We start from the raw sequence: 25,267 nt of genomic DNA on the forward strand, positions 1-25,267 counted from the left end.
GCAAAAGCTCCACTATTTTCGTTTAGGAATTCCACCAATCCCATTATTTTCACCCTCTATTCCTAATCTTGGTGCATCGGGCATTTCACTTAACGTTCTGCGGATAAAAGAAGTTGCCGAAGGCAATTTGGGCGAAGCGTAGCAAAACCTTTTATTAGATGATGTGCGGAGTCCATATTATCAATAGCCTCCAAAGAATCTTATAAAATCAATAAACCAATGAAATGTAATAGCAGTCTCTAAATTTCGTTTATATTGTAAAAATGCCATCGGCAATCCAAATAAAAAACTGGTAGATATTAGCATAAATAGAGCACCTGGTATATTATGTATCCATAATTCTGGAAAGTGAATTAAACTGTGTGGAACTATACCAAAGAAAAAACTAATTATAACTGAGTATTTCCTCTCAACCTTCCCTTCCAATAAATAAAATATGAAATTCATAGTAAAAAACCTAAATATAATCTCTTCAGAGATTCCTGGTGCTAAAGCTAAAAAACCTGCACTAAATATGTTTGTCCATTCAGCCTCACCTAAAGTCAGTCTAAAATAGATGTAATTTATTAATGCAAAAGGTAATGCAACTATAAGACCTATTAAAAATGACTTAAATAATGATTTGTGCTTCTGTAATATGAGTAATGACTTGTTTCTATTACTTCCACCCGATAATAAACTACCTCCAAGAAATGCAACAAATGTCACGATAGAGTTAGTTACTACTGTGAATATGTCTGTTTGTTGAATAAAACTAAAATAACTTACACCCGATAACAATATTCCAAGCGCAATATATCTTAAACTCAACCACTTAAATTTCTTATAAATTACTATTAAAGCAAGACAAAATATATAATATTCTGTCCATGTCCAAGCTCTATATGTAAACCCAGAATCCTGTTTACTTAGTGTATGGACAATTGAAATTATGTATATTAAAACAAATATGGTGAACAAAAGTATGGTGTATATAAAATACTTCTTGAAATTATTATTCACATCTTTATTTAAAACAACGTTTCTCATTATATCTTGATTCCTCTCTTTCTTTTTCTTTAATCAATATTCCAATTACCATCACATTAGCATGGCATCTAACGTTCTGCGGATAAAAGAAGTTGCCGAAGGCAATTTGGGCGAAGCACAGCGAAGCCTTTTATCCGCTGTTATATGACCCGAAGGGTAAGGTTGCAAAGCAACCATAGAGTACCGAACCCCGTCTAATATTTTCATTTTGGCTTACTATACCACTCTTTTTTTCCTTTAAGGAATTCATCCACTCCTTTTTTCTTAATTTTCCTTAGATTTCTTATATGGGCATCCCCGTGATTCGGCTTTAAAAAGTCCAGTTTCTCGCATGTTTCAAATTCATCGCACTCCCAGCACCCCTCAAATCCTCTCTTCTAGCAACATTTCCTTATCTTGCAGAAAGGCGGACCTCCACCACCTCTGCAAGCGTTCTTGCATCGCATTTTTACTAATGCGCCCAGCACTTCATAGCACACACTGTAGTTCTTATATACGGCAAAGAACGGCATTGTAGCCGGGTATTCCGCTGTCTTGTCAAATTTTGTCTTCTCTTAATTCTTTTCTGAGATCCCTTGCCAAATCTGCCGCCTTTTGCCTGTATCCAATACAATCCCAACAATAAAGACCACAGTATGCGATTAGGTCCTTGTCTTCTTTATTATTCATTTCTTGACCTCCATAAATGATATACTTTGAATCTCTTTAATATTTTTATTTCCAAAGGCGGGGTTCGGAATTTCATATAACGTTTCGCGGTTATGCAAAGTCCGTAAGGGTTTGGGTGAGCGTAAGCGAACCGCAAACACACTGTTAGGCGAAGGCACTACTTATCTACCTTTTTTGGAAATAGCTCGTTCTATCATCTTTTCTAACTTTCTATGGAATTCCTCATCTATAATTTTTCCCCCAGATTCTTCATATTCAATCCAAGTTTGTCCAGAGATATCTGTTGGTGGTTTAGGACTGTTTTTCTCTCTTAGAGGTAATACGCGTACTCCCCAAGTTAGTGCTACTCCTAATTCTATCATTACATTTGGATTTTGGTCCGAGACTTCAAAAACAGCAATGTCAGAACCTATTATACTTCTTGCGATGGTATTGAATAAATGTTCTCCGTATCCTGCTGTTAATTTTTCAAATTGCAGTGTAATTTTTTCCTTAGACGGTTTCTCGCTATACGTCTCAACTGCTTTCTGAAAATATTTCTTAATATTACTTATCAACTGATCGGTATTGTAATATTCTGATTTATACTGTAATCCAAACACTACATTTAATGTACTTCTATCCTCTCTCCTCAAAGATACGAATTCCCAGTCATCATCGGTAAAACCATAGGGAGAACCTACAGGATTAACGGGTCTCTCTGGGAGCAATTTTTTCTCTTTTTCCACTTCGTCTGTTCTTTTCTTCATTTCGTGGTATAAGTATCTACCCCGAGAATTAACCGTTATAGCACCAAAATTATAGGGAGCAGTTCCTAACCATTTAATAACCTCCACAGATCCCAAATCTTCCAAATAATCTACAGCATCATTTATATCTTCTGGACTTAAGCCTGTCATCTGCTCTATTTGTTTCCCCTGAGCTTCTTTTACTTCTCTTTCTATCAAAGTCGTCAAAATTTTAACCGCGTTTTCTTTAATAGGATTCATCTAATACCTCCTCCTTTGTGCTTTCGCCTAACTTCGGTATATCCGCATTACTGCGTAAATAACTCCTATTTGGTATTATATCCGCAATATTGCGTATATACATCCCTCAAGATGAAACTCCCATCTCCTCGTTTTTTCTTCCTTTCTTCCTTTTGCGCCCCCTCCATTCTCTTTCTCAAACAACCTGTCCAAAGGACTTTTAATCTTACCTATATCCTTGTTACTAACATGCGTATAAGTAAGTATGAGTAAGTATAACAATTATTGCATGACCCAGAATACCTTACCCTCTTGCTCTACACTCCTCAGCTTACCTTGAGACTCCATATTCGCCAGAACCTCACGCAAGAGGTGATAAGGTATATATAAATCATATCCATCCTTCATTGCACTCCGTATCTCTTCCAGATCCGCTTTACCTTTACCTTTACCTTTACCTTCACCTTTACTGGTTCTCTTTTCCATCAGCTTCTCCACCAGTTCCATCACATCCTCATACACGCTCCACGGATAGATAATCCAGCGCCATTCGGTCATGAGCTCGCCATAGAAATCAGGCATAAAAGACGAGGAAGTTTTATGCTGCATGGTTGCGGTCTTCACATCTGAGGGCTCAAACGATCTCACATATTCAAGTGCGAATTTTATACTGTCCCCGGTATCGGTCACGTCATCGGCGATTAATACTCTCCTGCCTTTCAATTTCTTCTGCGCTGCGCTATCAAGTCCAAATTTAAGCTCCGCAGCACCCGTAACAGTGGCTGTAACACCCCAGTGTTCCATCTTCAAGCTGAACAGGTCCTTGACCATGAAGAAGTCGCACAGTACCCGTGCCAAATACCAGCCACCCCGCGCTATTCCCACAATCACTTCCGGCATGAATCCCGCCGCTTTTATTCGCTCGCTTACATCCCTGCAGAGGTTATATGCATAATCCCAGTCAACAACCAGGCATGTGAACTTATCCTTCATCTTTCTTACCCATACTTCTTAAACTAATAAAACATTTACGGTATGAATATGGGAGACATGGAAGAAGAGCGGGAACTGGATAAATTGGTAGAGGAGCGGGAGAATGAACTTATAGAGTATCTCAGTGAGCTGGTGAAGATACCCACGTTCGTACCTCCAGGTGAGAATTACGGAGAAATTATAGATTGGCTCATACCCAAATTCAATGATATGGGGTTTCGATGTGAGAGGATAGAGCTACCACAGGATGTTGTGCATAGAATACAGGATGATACAGAGGGACTGAGTGGCGAGCGAGCGAATCTTCTTGCAGTCAAGAGTTCAGATTCGGATTCAGGTTCGGGTTCGGGTTCAAGTTCAGGAGCGAAGGAAACCCTCGATATATATACGCATCTTGATGTCGTGCCAGCAGGCGAGGGATGGAGCACACCACCGTTCCTCACGGTACGTAAAGGCAACAGGATATATGGACGCGGTGTTGCTGACTCAAAGGGCAGTGTCGCCGCTCTTTTAATAGCATTGAGCATAATGGAAGAGCTTGACCTTCACAGCAGGTATAATATACGCGTGGCATTGACCACAGATGAGGAGATAGGTTTATACTCCGGTTTATGCTATTTCGCAGATGAAGGGCTACTGAAAGGCGATTATCTACTCTGTATGGATGGGGATAACGAAGGCATCTGTATAGCAACGAACGGAGTGATGAACTGGGAGATAAGAGTGAATGGTAAATCGTGCCATAGCTCCACACCCTTTTTGGGTGTGAATGCGATAGAAAGAGCGAAACTGGTGATTGACGAGTTAGAGCGGTTGAAAGAGCGAGTGGAGAGTCGCGAATCGGAAGTCCCCTGTAGCCCCTTTATGACACAGATAACAGGGCAGAAGCATATAAAACCGGTCTTTAACCTCACAATGATCTCCGGTGGTGTAAAGGAGAATATTATTCCTCCAAGTTGCACATTACGGGGCGACCGGCGGTATATACCGGAGGAGAATGAGACGGAGGTGGTGAAAGAGCTTGAAGAGGTTCTGCAGCGACTGAAATTGGAGCATGAGCTTGATTTTGAACTTCAATGTCATCCTGGATTTCCACCTATGTACACCAGTCCAGATACAGATTGGGTGAAGGAGGTTCAGGTTGCTGCTTCAACTGCCTTTGGCAGTCATAAACCGATAACAGGTGTGCAGGGCGGTCTGGATGTTGCTTATGCAGTCCAGAAGACTAAGCAGCCGGTATGTGCATTTGGTGTTGGCAGTTCTATGGAGAGCAATGCGCATGGCGCGGATGAGAATATCAGAATAGAAGACTTGAGGAATTACGTTAAGTTCCTGGTGACGCTGTTGCACGCGCGAGCGCGAGAATGAAGTTATACAGGTTTCCCGGTAGTGGTGGTAGTGGCGGTGCGAGTAAACTCTTCGTTGGAGGGTTGCATGGCAATGAGGGCTTATACACTGCTCCTATCTTGGAAACGCTGGCATCAGAGGCAGAAGCAGAATTAGAATCTGAAGTAGAAGTAGATAGTAATGATAATAATGGTGATGTAATAATTGTCCCTTCGCTCACCATGAGTGGCAGATACATAGGTGTCCTATCAAAAGAGTATTACCGGAGCAGGGAGGGCATGATACTTACAGGGCTCATAAAGCGGTACAAACCTTCTTTCTATTTCGAGCTCCATGCTTATGGTGAATCTTCATATCCCAGGCTTACGAACCCTGAACGTGAGAAGATAGAGGGTGTACCACCGTTCGTAGACCTTGATGACCCTACTCATAATCATATACTTCTGGGCTCCATCGCGCCAGTTTTGAGGAAACTATTCAGCACACGTGATTTCTGTCTGACAATCGAGCTTCCGAAGAGGAGAAGTGATGAAGACGAGGTTAGAGAAGAGGTACTGGTGATTTTACGTATCGGACTGCGGAGCGAGACAAGGACAGAGATGCTGACTCAACTGAGGAAGATGTACCCTGATGCGCTAAGGAGGGCAGAGGCACTATTTATGCAATACTATCACTCACGGCTTGAGCCATTTGAGCCATTTTAGGTTCCTGGCTTTTAGCTTTTAGCTTTCAGTTTTCAGAATTTTATAATACTAATTTCGCAATAGCGAAATAGCAATAGAGATGGTGATTGTGCGTAAGAGTGTGAAGAAGAGGGAGGGTGAAAGTGAAGAGGGGAAGATACTGCAGGTGGCATTGGATGTGCTTGAGCTGGATAGGGCGATAGAGATAGGTAAAGAGAGTTTGGAAGGCGGTGCCGACTGGCTGGAGGTGGGTACGCCACTGATAAAGAGTGAAGGTATGCATGCAGTGAGAGTACTGCACTCGACTTTTCCGGATGTACCGATAGTAGCAGATATGAAGACGATGGATACAGGCGCGATAGAGGTGGAGATGGCGGCAAAATCAGGCGCTTCGGTCGTCTCTATTCTCGGGCTTGCCGATGATGCTACCATCCGTGAGGGAATAGAATCGGCGCATAAGTACGGGATTGCTATCATGGTGGATATAATGAACACAATAGACCCGGTGAAGCGTGCGAAGGAGATATCGGAGATGGGTGCTGATTATATCTGTGTCCATGTGGGGATAGACCAGCAGATGCGTGGGTTAGACGTGCTGAGCTTATTAGAGAAAGTTAGTAATTCGGTGGATATCTCTCTGGCTGCTGCTGGTGGTATGGATGCAGTAACGGCGTCTAAGGCTGTGAGTCTCGGCGCTGATATAATAATCGTGGGTGGTAACATAACGAGGTCAGCGAATGTGAAAGAATCGACAAAAGTGATAAAAAGGGGCATGATGACAGGGGTCAGAGAAGGTGAGCGAAGGAGAGGAACAGGAACAGGAGGGAGAATGGATGACGAGCTCTTTAAACTGTTCATGCAAGTATCCACACCCAATATATCGGATGCAATGCATCGAAAGGGTGTATTGCAAGGTATAAGACCTCTATTTGAAGGTGTAAAGCTCGTTGGTAAAGCAGTCACGGTACAGACCTACGAAGGTGATTGGGCAAAGCCGGTGGAGGCTACGGATGTCGCAGGACCTGGGGATGTGATCGTAGTCTATGGGGGCTCGAAGGAGGTTGCGCTATGGGGCGAGCTGGCATCATGGAGCTGTAAACAGAAGGGCATTGCAGGTATTGTCATTGATGGTGGTGTGCGGGATGTGGAGGAGATAAGACGGATAAAATTCCCGGTATTCGCACGATACGTAGCTCCAAATGCGGGTGAGCCAAAAGGGTTTGGTGAGCTGAATGCGGAGATAAAATGTGGTGGCGAATATGTCCGACCTGGAGATTGGATAATAGGAGATGATAATGGTGTGGTGGTGGTGCCAAAGGAGCGTGCTTATGAGATAGCGAGACGAGCAAAAGAGGTATGGAAGAATGAGGAACGGATAAGGGAGGAGATAAAACGTGGAAAGACATTGTCTCAGGTGCTTGACCTGTATAAGTGGGAGAAGAAGCAATAAATAGTAGGGGCTATTTTGTGGGGTGTGAATTGATGAATGTCTATGCTGAATATGATGCTAAGCTAATATTAATATGACTTTGTCAAGTTACATTGGATCTTTGAATAGTCATTTTAGTCCATCCACAATCTTTCCTAAATTCCTCTTGGCATTCCTCTGCTTCAATCTCGCTACTCGCACAATCTCATGCTTATCCACTTCTGTACTACGATAGTCAGTCATTTCAAGGAGCTTTTTGCCCTTTTTAGAACGCACAATCACCGTTGAATATCCATCCGGGCTGCCAACCGAGCCAATAGAGATGTCCGCCAGTCGTGATACGAAATCGGTGCAGAATGCGCAACCTTCACGGACGTGACTCGCAAGTTCACCAACATCGCATGAGTACTCACGTCCGTTACTCGTGATAATAAACCTCCCATGGCTTATCTGCGTCTTAGCCGCTTCGTCAAGCTCGATACCGAATCGAGTTCTTGTGAAATCCTTCAGCCCTTCATAGTCGAAACTCTCGAAACAGAACAGCCCCAGAAGAGTGACCTCCACATTGCCACTACCACTACCACTGCCAAGCTGTTGCCGCTGCTGTAGCTTCCTCACTGCACGAACCTCACAGGGCGTTCCTACTACTGCTATACGCTTCCACTCGGAATGCAAATGTAAAGCCTCTTCTATCTTCGGTATCATTGGCACACGGAGATACTTCGTACCACTTGCCTCTTTTATCTCTTCCACATCCGCAGTGATAACAGCTTCGGATTTATAGCCACTGATACGCCGCACAATGAGTGCAGCATCAAAGAGTCCGTTCTCAATCCCGGAGGTGAGTAGAGCGGTGACCATGCCACCATCCTGACCTCTAAGCGATGATTTACCGGCGACTAAAGCTGAGTGGACACCTATATACTCATCCCGCTCACCTTCCAGGTACCGCTCCTCTATCGCTGTTATATCCTCCGGTGTTGTTGGGTATATACACCTGTTCAAGCGAATTGCCTCGGTCGGGCACACGAGTGCGCAAGAGCCACAGCCGATACAGTCATCCGAGAGCTCTTCATAGGGTGTCCCCACCTTACGCTCAACACCGCGACCTATAAAATTTATCGCCGATACACCCACCAGTTCCTCACATACTCGCGCACACAGCCCACATAGGATACAATGCTCACTCTCCAGTGTGAAACGTGTACGGGACTCTGACACGCCATATTCATGCGCAAGCTCCTGTATCCGCTTCTCTTCCGGGCATCGGGCGAGGAGTAGTTCAATCAGCATCTTCCTTATCTCTATAATCTCCGGCGAGTTCGTCCTCACCTCCAGTCCTTCCTCCACCGGGTAATTACAGGCAGTAACAACTCTCTTACGTCCATGCTTCTCTATCTCAACCGAGCATAGTCGGCATGCACCAAAGGGCTTTAATGCGGGATGATAACACAGCGTGGGTATATAAATGCCATTGATGCGTGCAACTTCTAAAATCGTCTGTCCTGGTTCTGTATCCACCTCCTTGTCGTCTATCCTTATCTTCATTTCTTTGCTCTCCTCTCTATTACCCGCTCTGATTCCGGCAGCGGTGGTGGAACTGGCTTGCCCGATATCTTCGTCACAGCCCTCACTTTTGGCGGGCAGACTTCAAAACAGATACCACATTTTATGCATTTCCTCTGATCTATCACGTGTATCTTCCGCTTCTCGCCCTGTATGGCGCCAGATGGGCAATTCTTCAGGCATAACATGCATGCTATACACTTATCCGGCTGTATATAGTACGAGATCAGGTCTTTACAGACTAGTGCAGGACATCTCTTCTCCTCTATATGCGCTTCGTATTCTGCTTTGAAGTATCGGATAGTGCTCAGTACGGGATTTGCTGCCGTCGTTCCGAGTGCACACAGCGATGCGCTCTTCATCACGTGCGCTATCTCCTCCAGCAGTTCTATATCTCCTTCTTTACCCCGTCCTGCAACTATATCATTCAGTATATCCCTCATTCGTTTCAGACCCTCACGGCATGGCACGCATTTACCACAGGACTCATCACAGAGGAAATCCACGAAGTAACGCGCTATGTCCACGATGCATGTGTCCTCATCCATAACTATCATACCGCCGGAACCCATCATCGAGCCCAATCGAGTGAGTTCGTCGAAGTCAACGGGTGCATCGAGGTACTGCTCAGGAATCACGCCACCAGAAGGACCGCCAGTCTGAACCGCTTTGAACTTCTTACCACCGCGAATGCCACCGCCTATCTTGTATATTATATCACGCAGTGTTGTACCCATCGGCACTTCCACCAGACCTGTGTTATTAACCGCACCCACGAGCGAGAAGATCTTCGTACCTTTACTGTGTTCGGTACCAATAGAGTTGAACCAGTCAGCTCCTCGCTCTATTATCAATGGTACATTCGCCCATGTCTCTACATTGTTTAAATTACTTGGCTTCTCCCAGATGCCACTCTCTGAGGTGTGAATATACTTCGGTCTCGGCTCGCCCACCTTACCTTCTATGGCGTTCATCAGGGCACTGGACTCACCGGATACAAAAGCCCCTGCTCCTCTATGGATACAGACATCAAACTTGAAGCCAGAACCGAGGATATCATCACCGAGGAAGCCGTATTCCCGTGCCTGGTCAAGGGCTATACTCAGGTTCTTCACTGCCAGTGGATACTCCTGCCGTACGTAAACGAAGCCCTGATGCGAACCTATCGCGTAAGCACCGATGATCAGCCCCTCAAGTACCCTGTGTGGGTTCCCTTCCATGAGTGACCGGTCCATGTAAGCACCCGGGTCACCCTCATCGCAATTCACTATCACATATTTTGGTTCACCGGGTGCATTCCTCGTTGATTCCCATTTCCGTCCTGTTGGGAAACCGCCACCACCGCGTCCACGTAAATTCGACTTCTTCACTTCCTCCAGTACTTCCTCTGGTGTCATCTCCTCCAGCACCTTAGCCAGTGCCTGATAACCGCCAATGGAGATATAATCCTCGATATTTGTGGGCTCAATTACGGGGTTATCGCCGAATACAAGCCGTGTTTGATACTTATAAAATGGGATATCTGATTCGCGCACTATTCGCTCACCAGTATTGGGGTCTGTATAGAGTAGGCGTTCGACGATTTCGTGCCCTTTTATGCTCTTACTGATTATCTCTGGTACATCCTCTGGTGAGACATTGAGATAGCATATATCATAGGGATAGATGGTTACTATCGGTCCTCTCTCACAGAATCCATGACAGCCAGTCCTTCTGAAACTCACGGTATCAGATAAGCCCTGTTTCTCCAACTCCGCTTTTATTGCATTGGCGACAGCATCGCTACCGGTAGCGCAACACGCAGTACCGGAACAGAGGGTGATGAGCGGCTTATCAGGATCACGCTTCGCTAATATTGCACTCTGTAACGCCAACAAATCCTCCTTACTCTTAACTCGAGACATTTTCTCCTGCTACTTGTAGCTCTGTAAGAGGTCCTCCACTTCCGACGGCGTTACCTTGCCGTGATAATCTCCATCTACCACCACTACTGGTCCCATAGCGCAGCACCCAAGGCAGTTCACACGTCTAAGGGTGAACCGCATATCTTGCGTAGTCTCTCCCTCCTCTATACCCAGACTCTCCTTTACGCGGTCCATAATCCTGGGTGCACCACGTACCTGACATGCAGTACCCAGACATACCTGTATTACATGTCGTCCAACAGGACTAAGACTCATCGCCTTATAAAAGCTCGCTATCCGGTATATCTGGCTCTTTGGAATATGCAGCCGCTCGCTTATTCGCGCAATCACCCCCCTTGGTATCCAGTTGAATTCGCTCTGCAAATCAAGAAGCATCTGGATCAGAACGCCCTCCTCCCCCTCGTATCTGTCTATTATCTCCTCTACCCTATTCAGGTCTATCTCTACCATTCCTCCTCCATCTACCCTCTGAGGAGGAGCAGAGATATAAGCTTTACTATTTTTTCATTTCAAGGTGTAGTGTAATGTATAGTGTGGTTAATGTAGAGAGTAGAGGGGAGAGGAGAGAGGAGAAGCAGGGTGACGAAGAAAGTTGGTATTGCGGATACAACGTTTGCACGCTATGATATGGCTGCTGTAGCGATAGAAGAGCTTAAGAAAGCCGCATCTGTTCGTATAGAGCGGTACACGGTGCCGGGCATGAAAGACCTGCCAGTAGCGGCAAAGAAGCTGATAGAGGAGAAGGATTGTGATATCGTGATGGCATTTGCAATGCCTGGACCTGCGGATATAGATAAGCAATGTGCGCATGAAGCTTCTCTTGGTATCATTGCCGCACAACTTCTCACCTCCACGCATATAATTGAGGTCTTTGTGTACGAGGATGAAGCGGGAGATGATAAGGAGCTGGCATGGCTTGCAGAGCGAAGAGCGAGGGAGCATGCACGGAATGTGATAAAGCTCTTATTCAAGCCGCATGAGTTGACACGAGATGCGGGTATGGGTAAGAGGGAAGGTTTTGAGGATGCGGGTCCGCTGAGATTGTAAGTTTAAGATTATAATTTATAAACCTCCCTGCCCTTGCTTCTGCTTCTGCTTATGCTTCAACTTCAGTTTTAACCTGTAATAACTCAAGGGATGTGCAATCTTCTCACAGAGCTCATCCTTGCCCACGCAGTTGCCATAGGTACGCATCGTAGCACATGAGGGGGCGGTATAGCGAGTACCACTCTTAGCACCCGCGATATGCTCCACCTGATACCTCGTCCGGGCTTCGTCGAAGTCAGGTGAATTCCTGTATTGTTCTATCACATCATCCACAGACAGTCCGGCATTCAACAGGAAAGCAGTAACGGCGAATCTCGCACTGTGTGGCACATTTACACCCGCCTTCAAATTGCTCAGGATGTTTATTATGCATGGCGGGTAGGAGTTTGGATCGCCCCGCAGAGGAGTATGGAGCTCTTCCAGATTCTTACGCTTGATTCCAAGTTCTTTCCTTATGTGCTCGATATGTTCACTCAGCGAAGCACAGATATCATCAGGGACATCCAGCGGCAGGTCTTTTACTATCCGTTCATACATCGCTTCCTGGATAATTCGTACAAATTCGCTCATCCCGAGGCTCACTTTACCACGCACCAGACTTCGATTCACAAGTTTCCATCTCTTGTCCCTGAGATTAACAGTGAGTCGGAGATAGTCAGTGAAAGGTACCAGAACAAAATTGGAGGAGAACTCGGCATGTATGCCCAGATCCTCAGACAACTCATGGATGATACTATCACCAGAGCGCAAATCTTCCAATAAACGCCTGTATGCCCCTTTTGCTTCTGCTAACGCATACCTGCGAATGAGATAGGAATCATGAATGCATGATACGAGGATACGAGCAAAGGGATATGATAGTAACTCCGTCTGCGCCTGCACATCATCGGCTATAACAGGTCTGTGGATTTGTCCGGTTCTTATAGCTTCTATTACTCGCTCTTTAGCTCGTATCCTCGCTGATACTGAACTGATGAGGTCATCAAGTGTGAATCCCGCCTCCTTTACATATTCCAAAGCTCCGGATAGAAAGGGATAAAAGCATAACTGCAAGTGCAAATGCTCAAATGCTCTCATCTCTGTCTCATAATCTCTAATCTCCCGCCACGCATGATCATCATGTAATCCATGAGTACAAGAGCAACCATCGCTTCTGCTACCGGTACTATCCTGGGGCATATACAGGGGTCATGCCTACCTCTTATCCTCAGTTCCACCTCCTCCATTTGCTCCATGTCCACACTCCGCTGCGGCTTTGCAATAGACGGGGTGGGTTTCACTGCCATTCTGCATATCACAGGCTCACCAGTTGAGATACCACCTAAGATACCACCTGCATTGTTCGTCCTTGTTCTTATCTTCCCGTCTTCTATATAAAATTCATCATTCATCTCACTGCCTCGCATCCTCGCTGCTCCGAATCCAATGCCTATCTCAACACCCTTCACCGCACCGATACTCATGAGCGCCTTTGCCAGTTCTGCATCAAGTTTGTCGAAGACCGGTTCGCCCAGTCCAGGCGGAACGCCGGTTGCAATCACCTCCACAATACCTCCAACACTATCTCCTTCGCGTTTTGCCCTTTTTATCAGTTCTTGCATCTGCACTGCAGCTTCTGGATCCGCACACCTTACTGCATTCATATCTGCAATCCTCTTTATCTCTTTCAGGTCCACTCCCTCTGATCTTGCCCTTGCCCTTATACCACCTATCTCAACCACATGTCCCACAACCCCTATATTGTGGTATGCCAGCACCTTCTTTGCAATTGCACCTGCAGCTACACGTGCGAGAGTCTCTCTACCGGATGCGCGCCCACCACCTCGATAATCCCGCAGCCCATACTTCATCTGATAGGAGTAATCCGCCTGACCAGGTCTCGCAATGTGCTTTATCTCATCGTAAGGCGTGGAATCAACATCCTTATTCCATACAAGCATGGATATAGGAGTCCCAAGTGTTTTACCCTCAAATACACCTGACAATATCAGCACTTCATCTGCCTCGCGCCTCTCACTCGCTATCTCGCTCATGCCCGGTCTTCTCCTGTCCAGCTCGTGCTGTATATCCGCAGCCGAGAGTTCAATACCAGCAGGGCAGCCGTCAACAACAACTCCTAAGGCTTCACCATGCGACTCGCCCCATGTCATCACACGGAATAACCGCCCGAAGGAATTACCGGACATAGAATTCTTATATCGCCATGGCTATTTAAAACAAGTTAATACATAACTATGGTACAGGTGGATTTGAAGCTGGTGAAAGCGTGTGTAATGGGTGGCGGCGAGATTACAGAACTATTGAGGAGTTACAAATTGAAGGACGTGTGTGAGATACCTGCAGGACTGGAGCTGAGAGAGCTCAAACAGCTATTGAAGGGCACTGATGTGGTGATCGGTGGCTATGGCTACGGAGAGCAGCGAGAAGTTGCAGGAGCGGCATCTGAACTCGGTATACCATTCATCACATACCCCGTGATAACCACGATATTACCAGATGGCATATCATTTGATGCAATAGAATTCCCGGACTCGCAAACGCAGACCAGATCGCCTCTTTTGAATATGATTGCACGCGCTCTTCAGCTCGTTGAGATGCTAAGATTGTTCAGTGGTGTGGGTGAGCTTCTATTTGCACCAAAAGCGCTCGTACTCTATCTTGACGTAGGCAGTCAGGATTTGAGGCTTAAGAGTGTAGAGTTAAGGCTAAAGGATAATAAAGATGATAGTGATGATGTGGCGTGAGAAATACAGACCCGGAAGCCTGGCGGAGATAGAGGGTCAGGATGACGTGATAGATAGACTAAAGAGCTTTACTGAGCGTAAACAGGTACCAAATCTGCTGCTATGGGGCTCAAGAGGTGTGGGCAAGACCTCCTCTGTATTAGCCTTAGCTCAGGAACTCTATGGCTCGCATGATGAGAACCTGTTCATTGTGGAGTGTCGCGATTTTGTTGAACAACGTAAGAAATGGCTGCGTGCTGATAAGAGGTTCAGATTCTATTATGATGAGCATAAATCAGCGCTGGACATCTTTAAAGATATGATAAGGAGCTATGCAGTGTTAGCACCTATAAATGCAGCATTCAAGCTGATGGCGTTCAACAATGCGGACTTGCTGCCTGTGGATGCTCAGCAAGCGCTCCGGAGAATAATGGAACGAAGTAGCCGCACAAGTAGATTCATATTCATCACCACGAAACCTTCTGCTATAATACCTGCTATAAGGTCAAGGTGTTTAAACCTCCTCTTCCAACCTCTAATTAAGACTGGAGCATTGGATAGATTGTTGTTGCGAATCGCCTCGCAGGAGGAGTTAGAACTTACAGACCAGGGCTTGGAGATGCTGAAGCGGTATGCAGGTGGTGATGCTGGTACCGCCATAGATATAATGGAGGCAGCATCGGCTATTTCTAACTCTAATAGGATTGATAGTGAAGAGATTGTGGTAGTGGCGCAGGAGTTGCGAAAGAGGAGCAATAGGGTGGCGGATTTGATAGATATGGCACTTGCGGGTCGCTATCGGGAACTGAGAGCGGAGTTAAAGAGGTTGATGAGGGACGAGAAGATGAGTGGCAGGGAGATTGTAGAAGCGATACACGATATAGTGCTCCAGCGAAAAGCAAGGTTAGGTGCAAGAAGATTAGCAAAGGTTATGATACACATAGGCGATGCGGATTACAAACTTTGCAGTGCTTTTAATAGCATGATACACATTGAGGAATTGGTGGTGAGATGCCGGCATTTTTACAGTGATTCCGGGAGTAATTCTAATTCCGGTTTTTAAGATACCCTAATTGCACATACCCCTATAGTAATGATATGCATCTTTCCCATTTCTTCGCTTATTGCCAGAACTGCACCGTAATCAAGTGCTATTGCAAGAGCTATCCTGTCATAATTCTTTATTTCTTGCTCCTCCACCAACCATAAAAGTATTTCCAACTGCGTATTGTGCGTTGGGGACTCATAATTGTCTATTAGTGAAATTTGAAGCGTGTCCATATTCTTGCATAATCTCAAAAGCCTTCCCGATTTCTGGGTCATTGTTTCCCGGCAAAAATAAAAGCTCCTCTTTCGTTTTCTGCTCTTTCAGGTCAATGCCGTCTTCCGTATTTAATCTCAGCCAGGTTATTGAAATCCTCAAGTAGTGAGGTAAATTTGCCATAATTTACTTCTTTTTTTGTTTCATTCCCTTTTGGCGGCGTACCTGGTGGTATAACCATACTGAGTATCGCTATGCACACGAATATCACTGCAACCGTGGAGATAATGCCAATTATCAGTGCTTTTTCACTTACCGTGAATGCGAATGCCTTGGAGTGTACCCCAGACTGCTATACTTCCATTCTCGAACTACCCTCTCAGAATAATTTTTACTTTCATCCCAACTGCCCGAAAAAGAAGCTGAAAGTTCTTCCGGTGATAATGCAAAACGTGAATAATTGCTTATCTCGCTTATCACTGCTTTTATTGGATTTTTTTGTTATCTCTCGTCTCACCGACTACTATTATCGCGTAAGTACATTCGTAACCCTCTCTGCTGTTTATCCTGATGCACCCCCGTCGACCCAGAGAGCCGGTAACATATGCATTGCTATTCTATTGCCGAACTTTGTGGAGTTTTTCAATGTCCAGCTGATTTTCGGCTCGTGTGGTCTTGTTTTTTCCATCTCAAAACAGCCATTTCTTTATTACTGCTTTTGCCAGTTTCTTAAAGAGCACATGCAGGGCGCCCATGTAGCAAAACTCTTTTTATTCCCTTCCCGCGTCGATCTCACTCGCATTCATCCTCAGCTCCATCGCATTGCCTATCATCTTCTCCTCGACGTGAACCTGATAAGGCGCGGTTAAAAAAATAAAATGATAGCCCCTGTACATGTCATGTACATGTCGCCAATTATCCTGATATATTTCACTTTTTCACCAGAACAAATATAAATAATAAAGAAGAAAACATATATTATAATATTAGCAAAGAAAGATGGCATCAACGGCAAAATTCTGGCGAGAGCAGGCAGCGCGTTATAACCTGGAGGGTACGCGGTGCTTGAACTGTGGCAGTTACTTCTTCCCGCCTCGGGCTATATGCCCGAAATGCAGGCGAAGAGGCGAGATTGTACCCTATAACTTTAAAGGTACAGGAGAGGTGGTTACTTACACGACTGTACACCAGGCCCCACGGAATCTCAATCGACAGATACCATACACCTTAGCGATAATTAGACTTGATGAGGGTGCACAGCTGCTTTCTGAAGTGATATGCAAGCCTGAAGAGATACATACCGGGATGCGTGTCCGGGCAGTATTCAGGAGATTGGGAGAAGAAGGGGAAAGGGGGATAATCTATTACGGTACGAAGTTCGTGCCCGCTAACGTACAAACTTAATAATACCACTTGAGGGAGAGAACAGGATACCATCCCGTTTCATCACTTCTATTATCTCTTCTGCTTTCTCCCGCTCCATTCCCTCCTCCTCCGCGAGATCAAGTACCTCCTCCAGTGGTACTTCTTCTCCATATTCGCGTTCCAGATCCTTTATTATTTCCCTTATTGACCTTGCTCGGTCTCTTTTAGTCTTCGTTATGCCCACAGTAACCCAATCAGTATCAAGCCTACCGGTCTCAGGATCAACGAAGACACGTTTCAGGCAGTATGTGACGATATTAATCACGCGGTCAGCGTCCTCCTCTGTTATTTCATCGCTCAGTCGCGCCCTTGCTCTCGCCTCACCGAGTCGAATCAGTGCCTCTAATTGCCGCGCAGTTACAGGAACCGGTGCTTCCTCATCCTCATAGCCCTGCCTGCGGAGGCCGATATAGAATTCAAGGAATCTCTGCCTCGCTCCTTCACTCATTACCGGGAATACATTCCGCTTGCTCCATGCTACGTATTTTCTTAACAGGTCACTCTCAATTGGGGGTTTCATAGCCGCCACTGCATGCTCGAAATGCTCTCTCTCGGCTATATCTATCTTGCTTACATTCTTAAGCTGGGCGAGTAGCTCGCCTGCATAATGCGTCTCGATTATATGCTCAGCGGTCTTCGTGTCTGTCTCCTCGTTTGGTCTATCCATCATGGTGAATATGAGGTCGAATCGCGATAGTAGCGTGGGCGGCATATTTATCTGTTCTGCAATAGGGGTGTACTTATCAAATCGCCCATATTTGGGGTTCGCAGCAGCTAACAGCCCACAGCGGGAGTTCAACCGTGCCATTATACCCGCTTTCGCTACTGATACTGTTTGCTGTTCCATAGCCTCATGAAGTGCATCTCTATCCTCCTTTCTCATCTTGTCTATCTCATCCACCGCTGCTATACCCTTGTCTGCGAGTACCAGAGCTCCAGCCTCTAAAGTCCATCGCCCTTCCCCAAATTCATCTTTTACTGCCGCTGCGGTCAGTCCCGCAGAAGTGCTACTCTTACCACCGGTATACAAGCCCCTAGGTGCTAACTTCACAAGATATGTCAGTAATTGACTCTTTGCCACACCCGGATCACCAACGAGCAATACATGTATATCACCCCGTACTCGCGTATCGTCTGGCAGCTCCTTCGGTACACCTGCGAACAATTGGAGTACCATAGCCTCTTTTATCTCCTCATAGCCATAAATTGAGGGTGCGATACTCCTTATCAGCTTCTCGTAAACGTCTGGCTGATCCTTCAGCTCCATTATCCTCTGTTCATCTTCCTCCGTTATCTTTATCTCCTCAAATTCCTCCTCCTTGTGCTCCAATGAGTTCCCCTCAAGATAGATATCAAAGAAAGGTGTCTTTCCGAACCTGGTTGTCCGCTGATAAGACCTGAGAATGCCTGTAATAATGACCCGGTCACCGGGTGTGACAGTACCGGTGATGTCATCCTCAAGATAGACATCAATTGCCTGTGGCAATTCACCGCCACGTAGTTCCTCCGGTGACTCCTGCAGCCGTATCTTCTGCGCATTTGCAAATTTACACTGCTCGATTAGGAGTTTGAAATGTTGTGCCTTCCTACCACATCCGCCACTCTCCTGATCGCACTCCACCGGCTCTTTGAACTGCCGCCCACTCTGCCCCATTGAGAATACATGGTGACAGTATGGGCATTCAAATACCGCATCCACCACTTTGGGTCGCACCTCTGTCGCTTTTGTCACCAATCCTTCTATACTCACGAGTTTTCCTATATCCTCGCTCCTGATATCGCGGATTTTTAGCCTTCTCGGTACCTTTATTATGCGAAAGTTCGCCTCATCGAGTGTAACCCCTGTTGGGGTATCAATAGCTCGTAATGCCCTTGTTGCCGCATTAATGGCGACATCAGGACTTTCCAGCACCATATCGGCGAGATTCGGGTCATAAAGGTCCATGTCAGTGAACTTAACAAGCAAACTCCGCTTCTCTGGATAATAATTCGCGAGTTCTACAAGCTCATCCCAGCAATATCGCTTCAGAAAGTCCTCCCACCTCTCTGTTACAAGGTCAATGTTCTGAGCCATCACTCAACACCCCATACCCATATATAAGGACCATCTCTATTCTTATAGCTTCACCCATAAAAATTAATTTGGAGATGATGCTCAAATGAGGGATTTAGCAGTAGTATTTGACGGTGCAGGTGTTCTTTATGCATCGTTCAGAATAATAAAAAATATAGATAGAGGGATAACGAAGCGGAGCAGAGTGTCGGGGTTGAGCTGTACGGACAGGTTGGAGAAGGGTGCAATGGTGATATTAAAGACACGATACGATGAGACATTAGCGAAAGAAGAGGATTCGAAGTTGCTGTCAGAGGTGATGAAGGAGAAAAAAATAGAAATTAGAGTGATATATAAGAGAGGAGAGATAGATGATGAAGAGGTACTGGAAACAATTTTGAACGATAGGCGCATCAAGTTGAAGGATGTGCATGAAACGATGGGGTTTTTAAAGAAGTGTGATATTCTACCGGTAGTAGGAGTAGCTTTGATAGTGGAGATGGCGAGCAAAGCGATAAAATTTTTAATAGCGGGAGGTATAAAGTTCTTCCCTGGGACTCGCAAACTCCTGAAGGAATTGAGTCAGATGGATTGCGCGATATTTATAGCATCAGGAGACAGGATAGAACCTGAGGAGATATCGGTATATCTACCGGAGGTACCTCAGGAGAATATCTTTGGTATGATGACCCCGGAGGACAAGCGAGATTTGGTGAGGAAGTTGAAAGACAGGCATAAGGTGATAATGGTTGGTGATGACAGGAACGACTATCTCGCATTTTGTGAATCGGATATAGCGGTATTGTCCTTACAGGAGGCTGCGGATAGACCGAGTGAAATTTTTGAGGTTACTGATTTCAGAATAAAGGATATAATAGAGGTAAAAAAGATAATAGAGGAGTTGGAGGAGCACAAATGCGGGATATGAATCAGGGAGAGGGGGTGAATCTGGAGTCTCTGGCTGCAGAGCTCAGGAACTTTGAAGGGGTGAAGCGTAAGGGAGCTATAAGAGACCTTGTGAAGACGCTTGAGGATGCAGATAGGGTGGGTAGTAAGACGATAGCGGGATTTGGTGAGGATGCGGCAGTGCTCAGAGTGGACGATGACAATTTTATTTTGCTTGCGGTAGATGGGATATGGGGTAAATTATTGAATGCAGACCCATGGTGGGCAGGTTATTGCGCAGTACTCGTGAATGTAAATGATATAGCGGCGATGGGCGGTACTGCACTGGCGATGGTGAATCTGACCTCAACGCAGAAGAAGCATATATGTGCGGAATTGGGCAGGGGGATGCAGGATGGTGTGAAGAAGTTTGGCGTGCCGATGGTGGGGGGGCATCTACATCCCGATACTTCATACGATGCGCTTGATGTGGGGGTTGTCGGGACTGTGAAGCGGAACAGCGTGATATTCTCGAGTGGCGCGAAGCCAGGCGATAAAATAGTTGTGGCAATTGATCTCGATGGTAGAATATATCCGAAATACAACCTTGCATGGGACAACACGACAAGGAAGTCAGCAGCTGTGATAAAGAGGCAATTGAATACAATGGTGGAGATAGGAGAGAAGAGGCTGGCAACTGCCGGTAAGGACATAAGCAATCCTGGCACGCTTGGTACCCTGGGGATGTTACTCGAGTCTTCGGGTGTGGGAGCACGTGTGGAATTGGAGAAGATACCGAGACCCGATTCCGAAGAAGTACCAATCTCTATCGCACACTGGCTAAAGATGTATCCAGGTACAGGATTTGTACTAACGGTTGAGGATGCAGAGAGGGGCACGGAATGCATCAATATATTCGAGAATGCGGGTATAACAGCCGCTATGATCGGAGAAATAGATGCGAGTAAGAAGTTGATGATAGAAGATGGTGCGGAGAAGGCAACAGTATTTGACCTTAACCGGGAGATAATAACAGGCATAAAGTAAGTGTAAGAATATATCAGATTCAGATGGATGAAAGACGATTTCGATGAGTTATATGAGAGGATAAGGAGGGGAGGGATAGAGCGTGCAGATGCCTCATTTCTTGTGAGTAACCCCCCTCTTTTATTTCGCATCGCGGATGAGCTGCGAAAGGAGACGAAGGGAGATATTGTCACCTACGTGGTGAACAGGAACATAAATTTCACGAATGTCTGCATCGGGAATTGCAAGTTCTGTGCATTCAGGGAGGAGAAGAAGCGTGGCTATATGCTGAGTTTGGATGAGGTTCTGGAGAAGGTGGAAGAGGCGGTGAAAAATGAAGCGACTGAGATATGCATTCAGGGGGGATTGCATCCAGATCTCCTGCTGGATGACTATTGCAGACTTATTGAGACTATAAAATCGCAATTTGATGTGCATATCCATGCCTTCTCGCCTATGGAGATATACCATGTAGCAAGAAACACAGGGTTAGAAGCGGAAGAGGTATTAAAGGAGTTGAAGAGAGCGGGTTTGGGCTCTATTCCGGGCACGGCAGCAGAGATACTGGATGATTCTATAAGAGCGATAATATGCCCCCGGAAATTAAATACAGCTAAATGGGAGAGTATAATAAGGAGTGCACATCGCATGGGGATTCCATCCACTGCCACTGTCATGTATGGGCATATAGAAACGTGGAGGGAGAGGATAAACCACATCTTCAGGATAAGGGAGCTGCAGAAAGAGACAGGAGGGTTTACCGAGTTCGTGCTCCTGAAGTTCATGCGTAAGAATAATGAATTGGGGAAGCTGGTGAAGCAGGATATCAGCTTTGAGGAGAATGCAATAGTACATGCACTCGCAAGGGTCATTCTTCATCCATATTGTGTGAATATACAGGCGTCATGGGTGAAGCTCGGGGTAGAAGATGCACAGAGGATGCTATATTTCGGTGTGAATGACCTGGGAGGTACGTTGATGGAGGAGAATATATCACGGCTATCGGGCTCTTCAGCCGGAGAATACCTGAGCCCGGAAGAGTTCGAACGGCTGATAAAAGATGCAGGAAGGACACCGAGGAGGAGGAATACGCTGTATAAACTGATATAGGGATATGGGATAGGGATTAACACGTGCATGAATGCGAAAGTGCAGGATAATATGCTATGCAGTAGCAACGGGACTGGAACTAAGGAGATGCTTGTAGGGGCATAGGAGGAGTAGTAGTAATAGTGGCGGTGGCAGTAGCATTAGCAGGTCCCTCCTCTTTAACTTTAATATTGTGGAATTCGGACAGATATCCATAAACAGTTTCCGCAGCATTCACTATCCTCGGACCCGGTCTGTCAATTATATCCCCATCTATCAGGTAAACCCTGTTATTTCGCACTGCATCTACTATTTTCAGTCTATCATCACTCACTATCTCCTCATACGCCTTGCTCATGCTTCCCATTCCTCTATCGCAGATAATAACCTGTGGATTCTTAGCAATGAGCTCTTCTATGCTCATCTGGAAATAGCCAGTTTTATCAGCAGCGATGTTCCTGCCTCCTGCGGTCTCAATTATTTCGTTTACAAATGTGTCGTTACCCGCGGTATAGAAACCACCTATATCATAAAATACTGTTGGAGCTGCTGCCTGCTGAGAGCCCCTCATAGCTCTCGCTTTCGCTCTTATCGCATCCAACCTGCTATCTATAGCCGCAACTAAATCAGTGGCGTTGCGCTCTTCGCCTGTTACTCTACCCACCAGCTCAATATCTGCCAGTATCCCACTGATATTCTTTGGATTCAGTCCTAAGATGGGTATACCCAGCTCCTCCAGCCGCTCAAACGTATCCTTACCGTTAATGCTACAGCCAATGACGATATCAGGATTCAGTGCAACCACTTTCTCTATGCTCACGGTGGAGACGCCGCCTACCTTGGGGCGTGTCTTTGCAGCAGGAGGGTAATTACAGTATTCAGTCACGCCAACGACTCTATCTCCAGCGCCAATAGCGAATAGGATCTCGGTATTGGAGGGCGATAGAGAGATAATTCTCGCGGGTACACCATTCAGTGTGACATTCCTGCCAAAATCATCGGTCACTGTGATCCCCTTCGGAGCAACCTGGTAATGGATGGACGTGATTGCACCCACCAGGATTAGCGAAAGCAAAATGCATGCAATGATAATGACCTTTTGCTTTGACATTGTTCCTTTTCTTCTCTATTAGATGTTTATATTTAAAACTTTCCTTACGGATAACACGTATTCTCAATAGAGAAAACATCTATGCCCCTATTAGATTCCATAATCGCATAAAACTCTCACCCAAATGGATAACACATAACATATCGAAAAGCTTTTATATATCATTTTCCGCTATAAAAATCAGGTAATGCACTCTAACAAATAAATAGAAACGAAATGATAATAGCAGAAATTGCGGTCGTGCCGATAGGTACAAAGACGCCAAGCGTAAGTAGATACGTATCAAAAGCAGTGGATGAGTTGAAAAGGTTGGGATTGAGACCCGAACTCACAGCTATGGGCACGATATTTGAAGCAGAAGAGATGTCTGTAGTATTAAAGGCGCTTGAAGCTGTGCACAAATCGGTTTTTGAGCAAGGTGCTGAAAGAGTCGTTACGACCTTAAAGATAGATGAGAGGAGAGATAAAGAGGGGACAATAAAACAGAAGCTGCAATCGGTTGCATCAGCACAGAAATCGGTGGATTTTTGACTTTGACTTCGACTTTGTTTTTTGTCTCGCTTATCTATCGCTTAGAATAAATAAACTTCATAACGAGTAACAGGATATTACAGCAAACCCCCATAACGTTCGTAATTATAACCGGGATGGAACCAATATGAATCCCGTATAGAATCCACAGGAACATACCGGAACCCATGAAAGACAGCAGGAGATACGAAAGGTCGTCGAGTTTCTTGGTTCTGTAGCCCTTCAATATCTGTGGGATAAAACTGGTTATGCACATAAATCCGGCAATCAAGCCAAAAATTGTCCAGAACATAGCATGCCCTGTTGCACAATTAAACTTTCTTCGCTATAAGATTTTACTGATTGCTCTACCAGGGTCTAAATTCTTTTGTATCTGAAACGGACTCATCTGTGGCTTCGATACGATTCATTACCTTCTCTCCCGAAGAATTTTTATAATTTTAAAATCACCTATCCTGAAAGTCCCCGGTATAGCTCAAATTATTCACGCTCCGGTATTTTATCACCCTGGAACTTAAGATTTTTCTGTGGGTGAAGAAATCTTTTTAGATTTATTATCGTTTTCATCGCACTCATCCTGATATTCCGGTTTTCAGCACCCCTTGTTGTCAAGAAGCGCCTCCTTATTCCCCTTTTTGTACTCCCGGTCTTAAAGCATGCTTAGCGGTATTGTTTGCAGGATCGGCACCATGAATGAGCATAAAAAGAATAAGTACACGCCTGTACTTCAATGCCCGCTTCACCTGCTTTTTTACTGCGTGAATCTGGTGAGCGGCGCCATCCATGCATTGCAGTTAGGCGTGTGGAGCTACCAGCTACCCTCGTGGACGCTTGCCCTATCACTTTCATACTTTTGCCTTTTTTCTTTTTACTTCACCCGCCTTAACACGGCATAGCACGCGAGCATGATCAAGCCAGAAGTGAACAATATTAGCGTGCTCATTTCCGGTATCGGGGGTATGGGCGCAGAGCCAGTGTTTTGTGGATTCGGTGCAGTTTGAACGAAGAAATCAGCACTGTTGTTATTGGTGTCCCAGGCGGGACCGGCACCTTCGTTTATGCTGTCATTGACTTTCCTTTGCAGACTTTTATTCTCACCAGGAGTTTCAGCATTTAAAGTCTCATTAGTTGTTGCTGTTCCCCAACCGACAATATCAACAACCTCACCAGCGGAATTATTTAGTATCACTTCATCTCCGCCATCTTTCAGAGAGAAGTTGCTACTGGTTGCCTGATAATCTGCATCGGGCCAACTGGCATTGTCTTTATGAGCGTTGTAACCCGCCATGCCTACAAGATAGAACTTATGAGCTTGGATTATTCCATTCAGGGTAATTGTACCCTCATTATCGCTTAAAGTCCAACCAGTTAAATCTTTAGCCCTGTCCGTCGGATTGTATAGCTCAACGAACTCACTCAGATTTTTTCCAGTTTGATTTATCGCATGCACATAAACTTCACTTATCACCACATGATTTGCAATACCAGAAATCGTAATGTTCTGAAC

The 25,267-nt window shown here is 45.5% G+C and carries 26 protein-coding genes; 12 read left to right on the forward strand and 14 right to left on the reverse strand.

The annotated features are described in order from the left end of the window. Positions 1–180: 180 nt before the first annotated feature. The 3 genes from J7J01_09285 to J7J01_09295 form a co-directional block, all read right to left on the reverse strand. A complete protein-coding gene (locus J7J01_09285; protein ID MCD6211056.1) occupies positions 181–1,029 on the reverse strand; it encodes a hypothetical protein in 849 nt (282 codons plus the stop codon). Between the two features lie 830 nt (positions 1,030–1,859). Next, complete coding sequence (locus J7J01_09290) at positions 1,860–2,687, reverse strand: hypothetical protein (protein MCD6211057.1); 828 nt, start codon at positions 2,685–2,687, stop codon at positions 1,860–1,862. A 261-nt stretch (positions 2,688–2,948) separates the two neighbouring features. After that, on the reverse strand, positions 2,949–3,659 hold the full coding sequence (locus J7J01_09295) for a phosphoribosyltransferase (protein MCD6211058.1): 711 nt from the start codon (positions 3,657–3,659) through the stop codon (positions 2,949–2,951). A 57-nt stretch (positions 3,660–3,716) separates the two neighbouring features. Here J7J01_09295 and J7J01_09300 point away from each other — a divergent pair, with 57 nt between their 5' ends. From J7J01_09300 to J7J01_09310, 3 genes are all read left to right on the forward strand, one after another. Continuing rightward, positions 3,717–5,027, forward strand: a complete 1,311-nt coding sequence (locus tag J7J01_09300) for an ArgE/DapE family deacylase (GenBank protein ID MCD6211059.1) — start codon at positions 3,717–3,719, stop codon at positions 5,025–5,027. Further along, complete coding sequence (locus J7J01_09305; GenBank protein ID MCD6211060.1) at positions 5,024–5,710, forward strand: DUF2119 family protein; 687 nt, start codon at positions 5,024–5,026, stop codon at positions 5,708–5,710. Before J7J01_09300 ends, J7J01_09305 begins: the two co-directional genes overlap by 4 nt. Before the next feature lie 79 nt (positions 5,711–5,789). Then, positions 5,790–7,139, forward strand: a complete 1,350-nt coding sequence (locus tag J7J01_09310) for an orotidine 5'-phosphate decarboxylase (GenBank protein ID MCD6211061.1) — start codon at positions 5,790–5,792, stop codon at positions 7,137–7,139. A gap of 108 nt (positions 7,140–7,247) precedes the next feature. On the opposite strand, the gene J7J01_09315 is transcribed toward J7J01_09310, so the two are convergent. From J7J01_09315 to nuoE, 3 genes are read right to left on the reverse strand one after another with little or no spacing between them, the layout of a single operon-like run. Then, positions 7,248–8,666, reverse strand: a complete 1,419-nt coding sequence (locus tag J7J01_09315; GenBank protein ID MCD6211062.1) for a Coenzyme F420 hydrogenase/dehydrogenase, beta subunit C-terminal domain — start codon at positions 8,664–8,666, stop codon at positions 7,248–7,250. Next, positions 8,663–10,588: a 4Fe-4S binding protein gene (locus tag J7J01_09320; protein MCD6211063.1), complete on the reverse strand. Its 1,926-nt coding sequence runs from the start codon at positions 10,586–10,588 to the stop codon at positions 8,663–8,665. The genes J7J01_09315 and J7J01_09320 overlap by 4 nt, the downstream gene beginning before the upstream one ends. Before the next feature lie 9 nt (positions 10,589–10,597). Beyond that, a complete protein-coding gene (gene nuoE, locus J7J01_09325; protein ID MCD6211064.1) occupies positions 10,598–11,059 on the reverse strand; it encodes an NADH-quinone oxidoreductase subunit NuoE in 462 nt (153 codons plus the stop codon). Positions 11,060–11,188: 129 nt separating this feature from the next. Between nuoE and J7J01_09330 the strand changes: the two genes are divergently transcribed. Beyond that, positions 11,189–11,656 (forward strand): riboflavin synthase, encoded by a 468-nt coding sequence (locus J7J01_09330; GenBank protein MCD6211065.1) that lies wholly within the window; start codon positions 11,189–11,191, stop codon positions 11,654–11,656. 15 nt (positions 11,657–11,671) lie between these two features. On the opposite strand, the gene J7J01_09335 is transcribed toward J7J01_09330, so the two are convergent. Both J7J01_09335 and aroC read right to left on the reverse strand, forming a co-directional pair. Next, complete coding sequence (locus tag J7J01_09335; protein MCD6211066.1) at positions 11,672–12,673, reverse strand: DNA primase large subunit PriL; 1,002 nt, start codon at positions 12,671–12,673, stop codon at positions 11,672–11,674. 56 nt (positions 12,674–12,729) lie between these two features. Further along, on the reverse strand, positions 12,730–13,806 hold the full coding sequence (aroC, locus tag J7J01_09340; protein MCD6211067.1) for a chorismate synthase: 1,077 nt from the start codon (positions 13,804–13,806) through the stop codon (positions 12,730–12,732). 84 nt (positions 13,807–13,890) lie between these two features. Between aroC and J7J01_09345 the strand changes: the two genes are divergently transcribed. Continuing rightward, positions 13,891–14,400: a hypothetical protein gene (locus J7J01_09345; GenBank protein ID MCD6211068.1), complete on the forward strand. Its 510-nt coding sequence runs from the start codon at positions 13,891–13,893 to the stop codon at positions 14,398–14,400. After that, the gene (locus J7J01_09350) at positions 14,378–15,442 is read left to right on the forward strand and encodes an AAA family ATPase (GenBank protein ID MCD6211069.1); all 1,065 of its coding nucleotides are present in this window, start codon (positions 14,378–14,380) and stop codon (positions 15,440–15,442) included. The genes J7J01_09345 and J7J01_09350 overlap by 23 nt, the downstream gene beginning before the upstream one ends. Here the strand turns inward: J7J01_09350 and J7J01_09355 are convergent. Then, positions 15,439–15,702: a hypothetical protein gene (locus J7J01_09355; GenBank protein ID MCD6211070.1), complete on the reverse strand. Its 264-nt coding sequence runs from the start codon at positions 15,700–15,702 to the stop codon at positions 15,439–15,441. The two genes, J7J01_09350 and J7J01_09355, sit on opposite strands and share 4 nt — an antisense overlap. A 50-nt stretch (positions 15,703–15,752) precedes the next feature. Continuing rightward, positions 15,753–15,902: a hypothetical protein gene (locus tag J7J01_09360; protein ID MCD6211071.1), complete on the reverse strand. Its 150-nt coding sequence runs from the start codon at positions 15,900–15,902 to the stop codon at positions 15,753–15,755. A 25-nt stretch (positions 15,903–15,927) separates the two neighbouring features. Between J7J01_09360 and J7J01_09365 the strand changes: the two genes are divergently transcribed. Both J7J01_09365 and J7J01_09370 read left to right on the forward strand, forming a co-directional pair. Next, positions 15,928–16,509, forward strand: coding sequence for a hypothetical protein (locus J7J01_09365; GenBank protein ID MCD6211072.1), 582 nt, complete (start codon positions 15,928–15,930; stop codon positions 16,507–16,509). Between the two features lie 130 nt (positions 16,510–16,639). Further along, positions 16,640–17,044: a Zn-ribbon domain-containing OB-fold protein gene (locus J7J01_09370; GenBank protein MCD6211073.1), complete on the forward strand. Its 405-nt coding sequence runs from the start codon at positions 16,640–16,642 to the stop codon at positions 17,042–17,044. On the opposite strand, the gene J7J01_09375 is transcribed toward J7J01_09370, so the two are convergent. Continuing rightward, entirely contained in the window at positions 17,028–19,139 is a 2,112-nt protein-coding gene (locus tag J7J01_09375; protein ID MCD6211074.1) for a minichromosome maintenance protein MCM, read from the reverse strand. The genes J7J01_09370 and J7J01_09375 overlap by 17 nt on opposite strands. 85 nt (positions 19,140–19,224) lie before the next feature. Here J7J01_09375 and J7J01_09380 point away from each other — a divergent pair, with 85 nt between their 5' ends. The 3 genes from J7J01_09380 to cofH are packed head-to-tail and all read left to right on the forward strand — an operon-like array spanning position 19,225 to position 22,139. Further along, entirely contained in the window at positions 19,225–20,046 is an 822-nt protein-coding gene (locus J7J01_09380) for an HAD family hydrolase (GenBank protein ID MCD6211075.1), read from the forward strand. Continuing rightward, entirely contained in the window at positions 20,034–21,050 is a 1,017-nt protein-coding gene (locus J7J01_09385) for a methanogenesis marker 2 protein (protein MCD6211076.1), read from the forward strand. Before J7J01_09380 ends, J7J01_09385 begins: the two co-directional genes overlap by 13 nt. Positions 21,051–21,077: 27 nt before the next feature. Next, the gene (gene cofH, locus J7J01_09390) at positions 21,078–22,139 is read left to right on the forward strand and encodes a 5-amino-6-(D-ribitylamino)uracil--L-tyrosine 4-hydroxyphenyl transferase CofH (GenBank protein MCD6211077.1); all 1,062 of its coding nucleotides are present in this window, start codon (positions 21,078–21,080) and stop codon (positions 22,137–22,139) included. A 79-nt stretch (positions 22,140–22,218) separates the two neighbouring features. Here the strand turns inward: cofH and J7J01_09395 are convergent, their stop codons facing one another. Further along, complete coding sequence (locus tag J7J01_09395) at positions 22,219–23,229, reverse strand: ABC transporter substrate-binding protein (GenBank protein ID MCD6211078.1); 1,011 nt, start codon at positions 23,227–23,229, stop codon at positions 22,219–22,221. A gap of 216 nt (positions 23,230–23,445) precedes the next feature. On the opposite strand from J7J01_09395, the gene J7J01_09400 reads away from it, so the two are divergent. Beyond that, the gene (locus J7J01_09400; GenBank protein MCD6211079.1) at positions 23,446–23,760 is read left to right on the forward strand and encodes an MTH1187 family thiamine-binding protein; all 315 of its coding nucleotides are present in this window, start codon (positions 23,446–23,448) and stop codon (positions 23,758–23,760) included. Positions 23,761–23,794: 34 nt separating this feature from the next. On the opposite strand, the gene J7J01_09405 is transcribed toward J7J01_09400, so the two are convergent. Together J7J01_09405 and J7J01_09410 are read right to left on the reverse strand one after the other, a co-directional pair. Next, entirely contained in the window at positions 23,795–24,052 is a 258-nt protein-coding gene (locus J7J01_09405; GenBank protein ID MCD6211080.1) for a hypothetical protein, read from the reverse strand. 576 nt (positions 24,053–24,628) lie between these two features. Next, on the reverse strand, positions 24,629–25,267 hold a 639-nt coding region (locus J7J01_09410; GenBank protein ID MCD6211081.1), incomplete at its 5' end, for a lamin tail domain-containing protein.

It is taken from the genome of Methanophagales archaeon (assembly GCA_021159465.1).
In the GTDB taxonomy this organism is placed as follows: Archaea; Halobacteriota; Syntropharchaeia; order Alkanophagales; family Methanospirareceae; genus G60ANME1.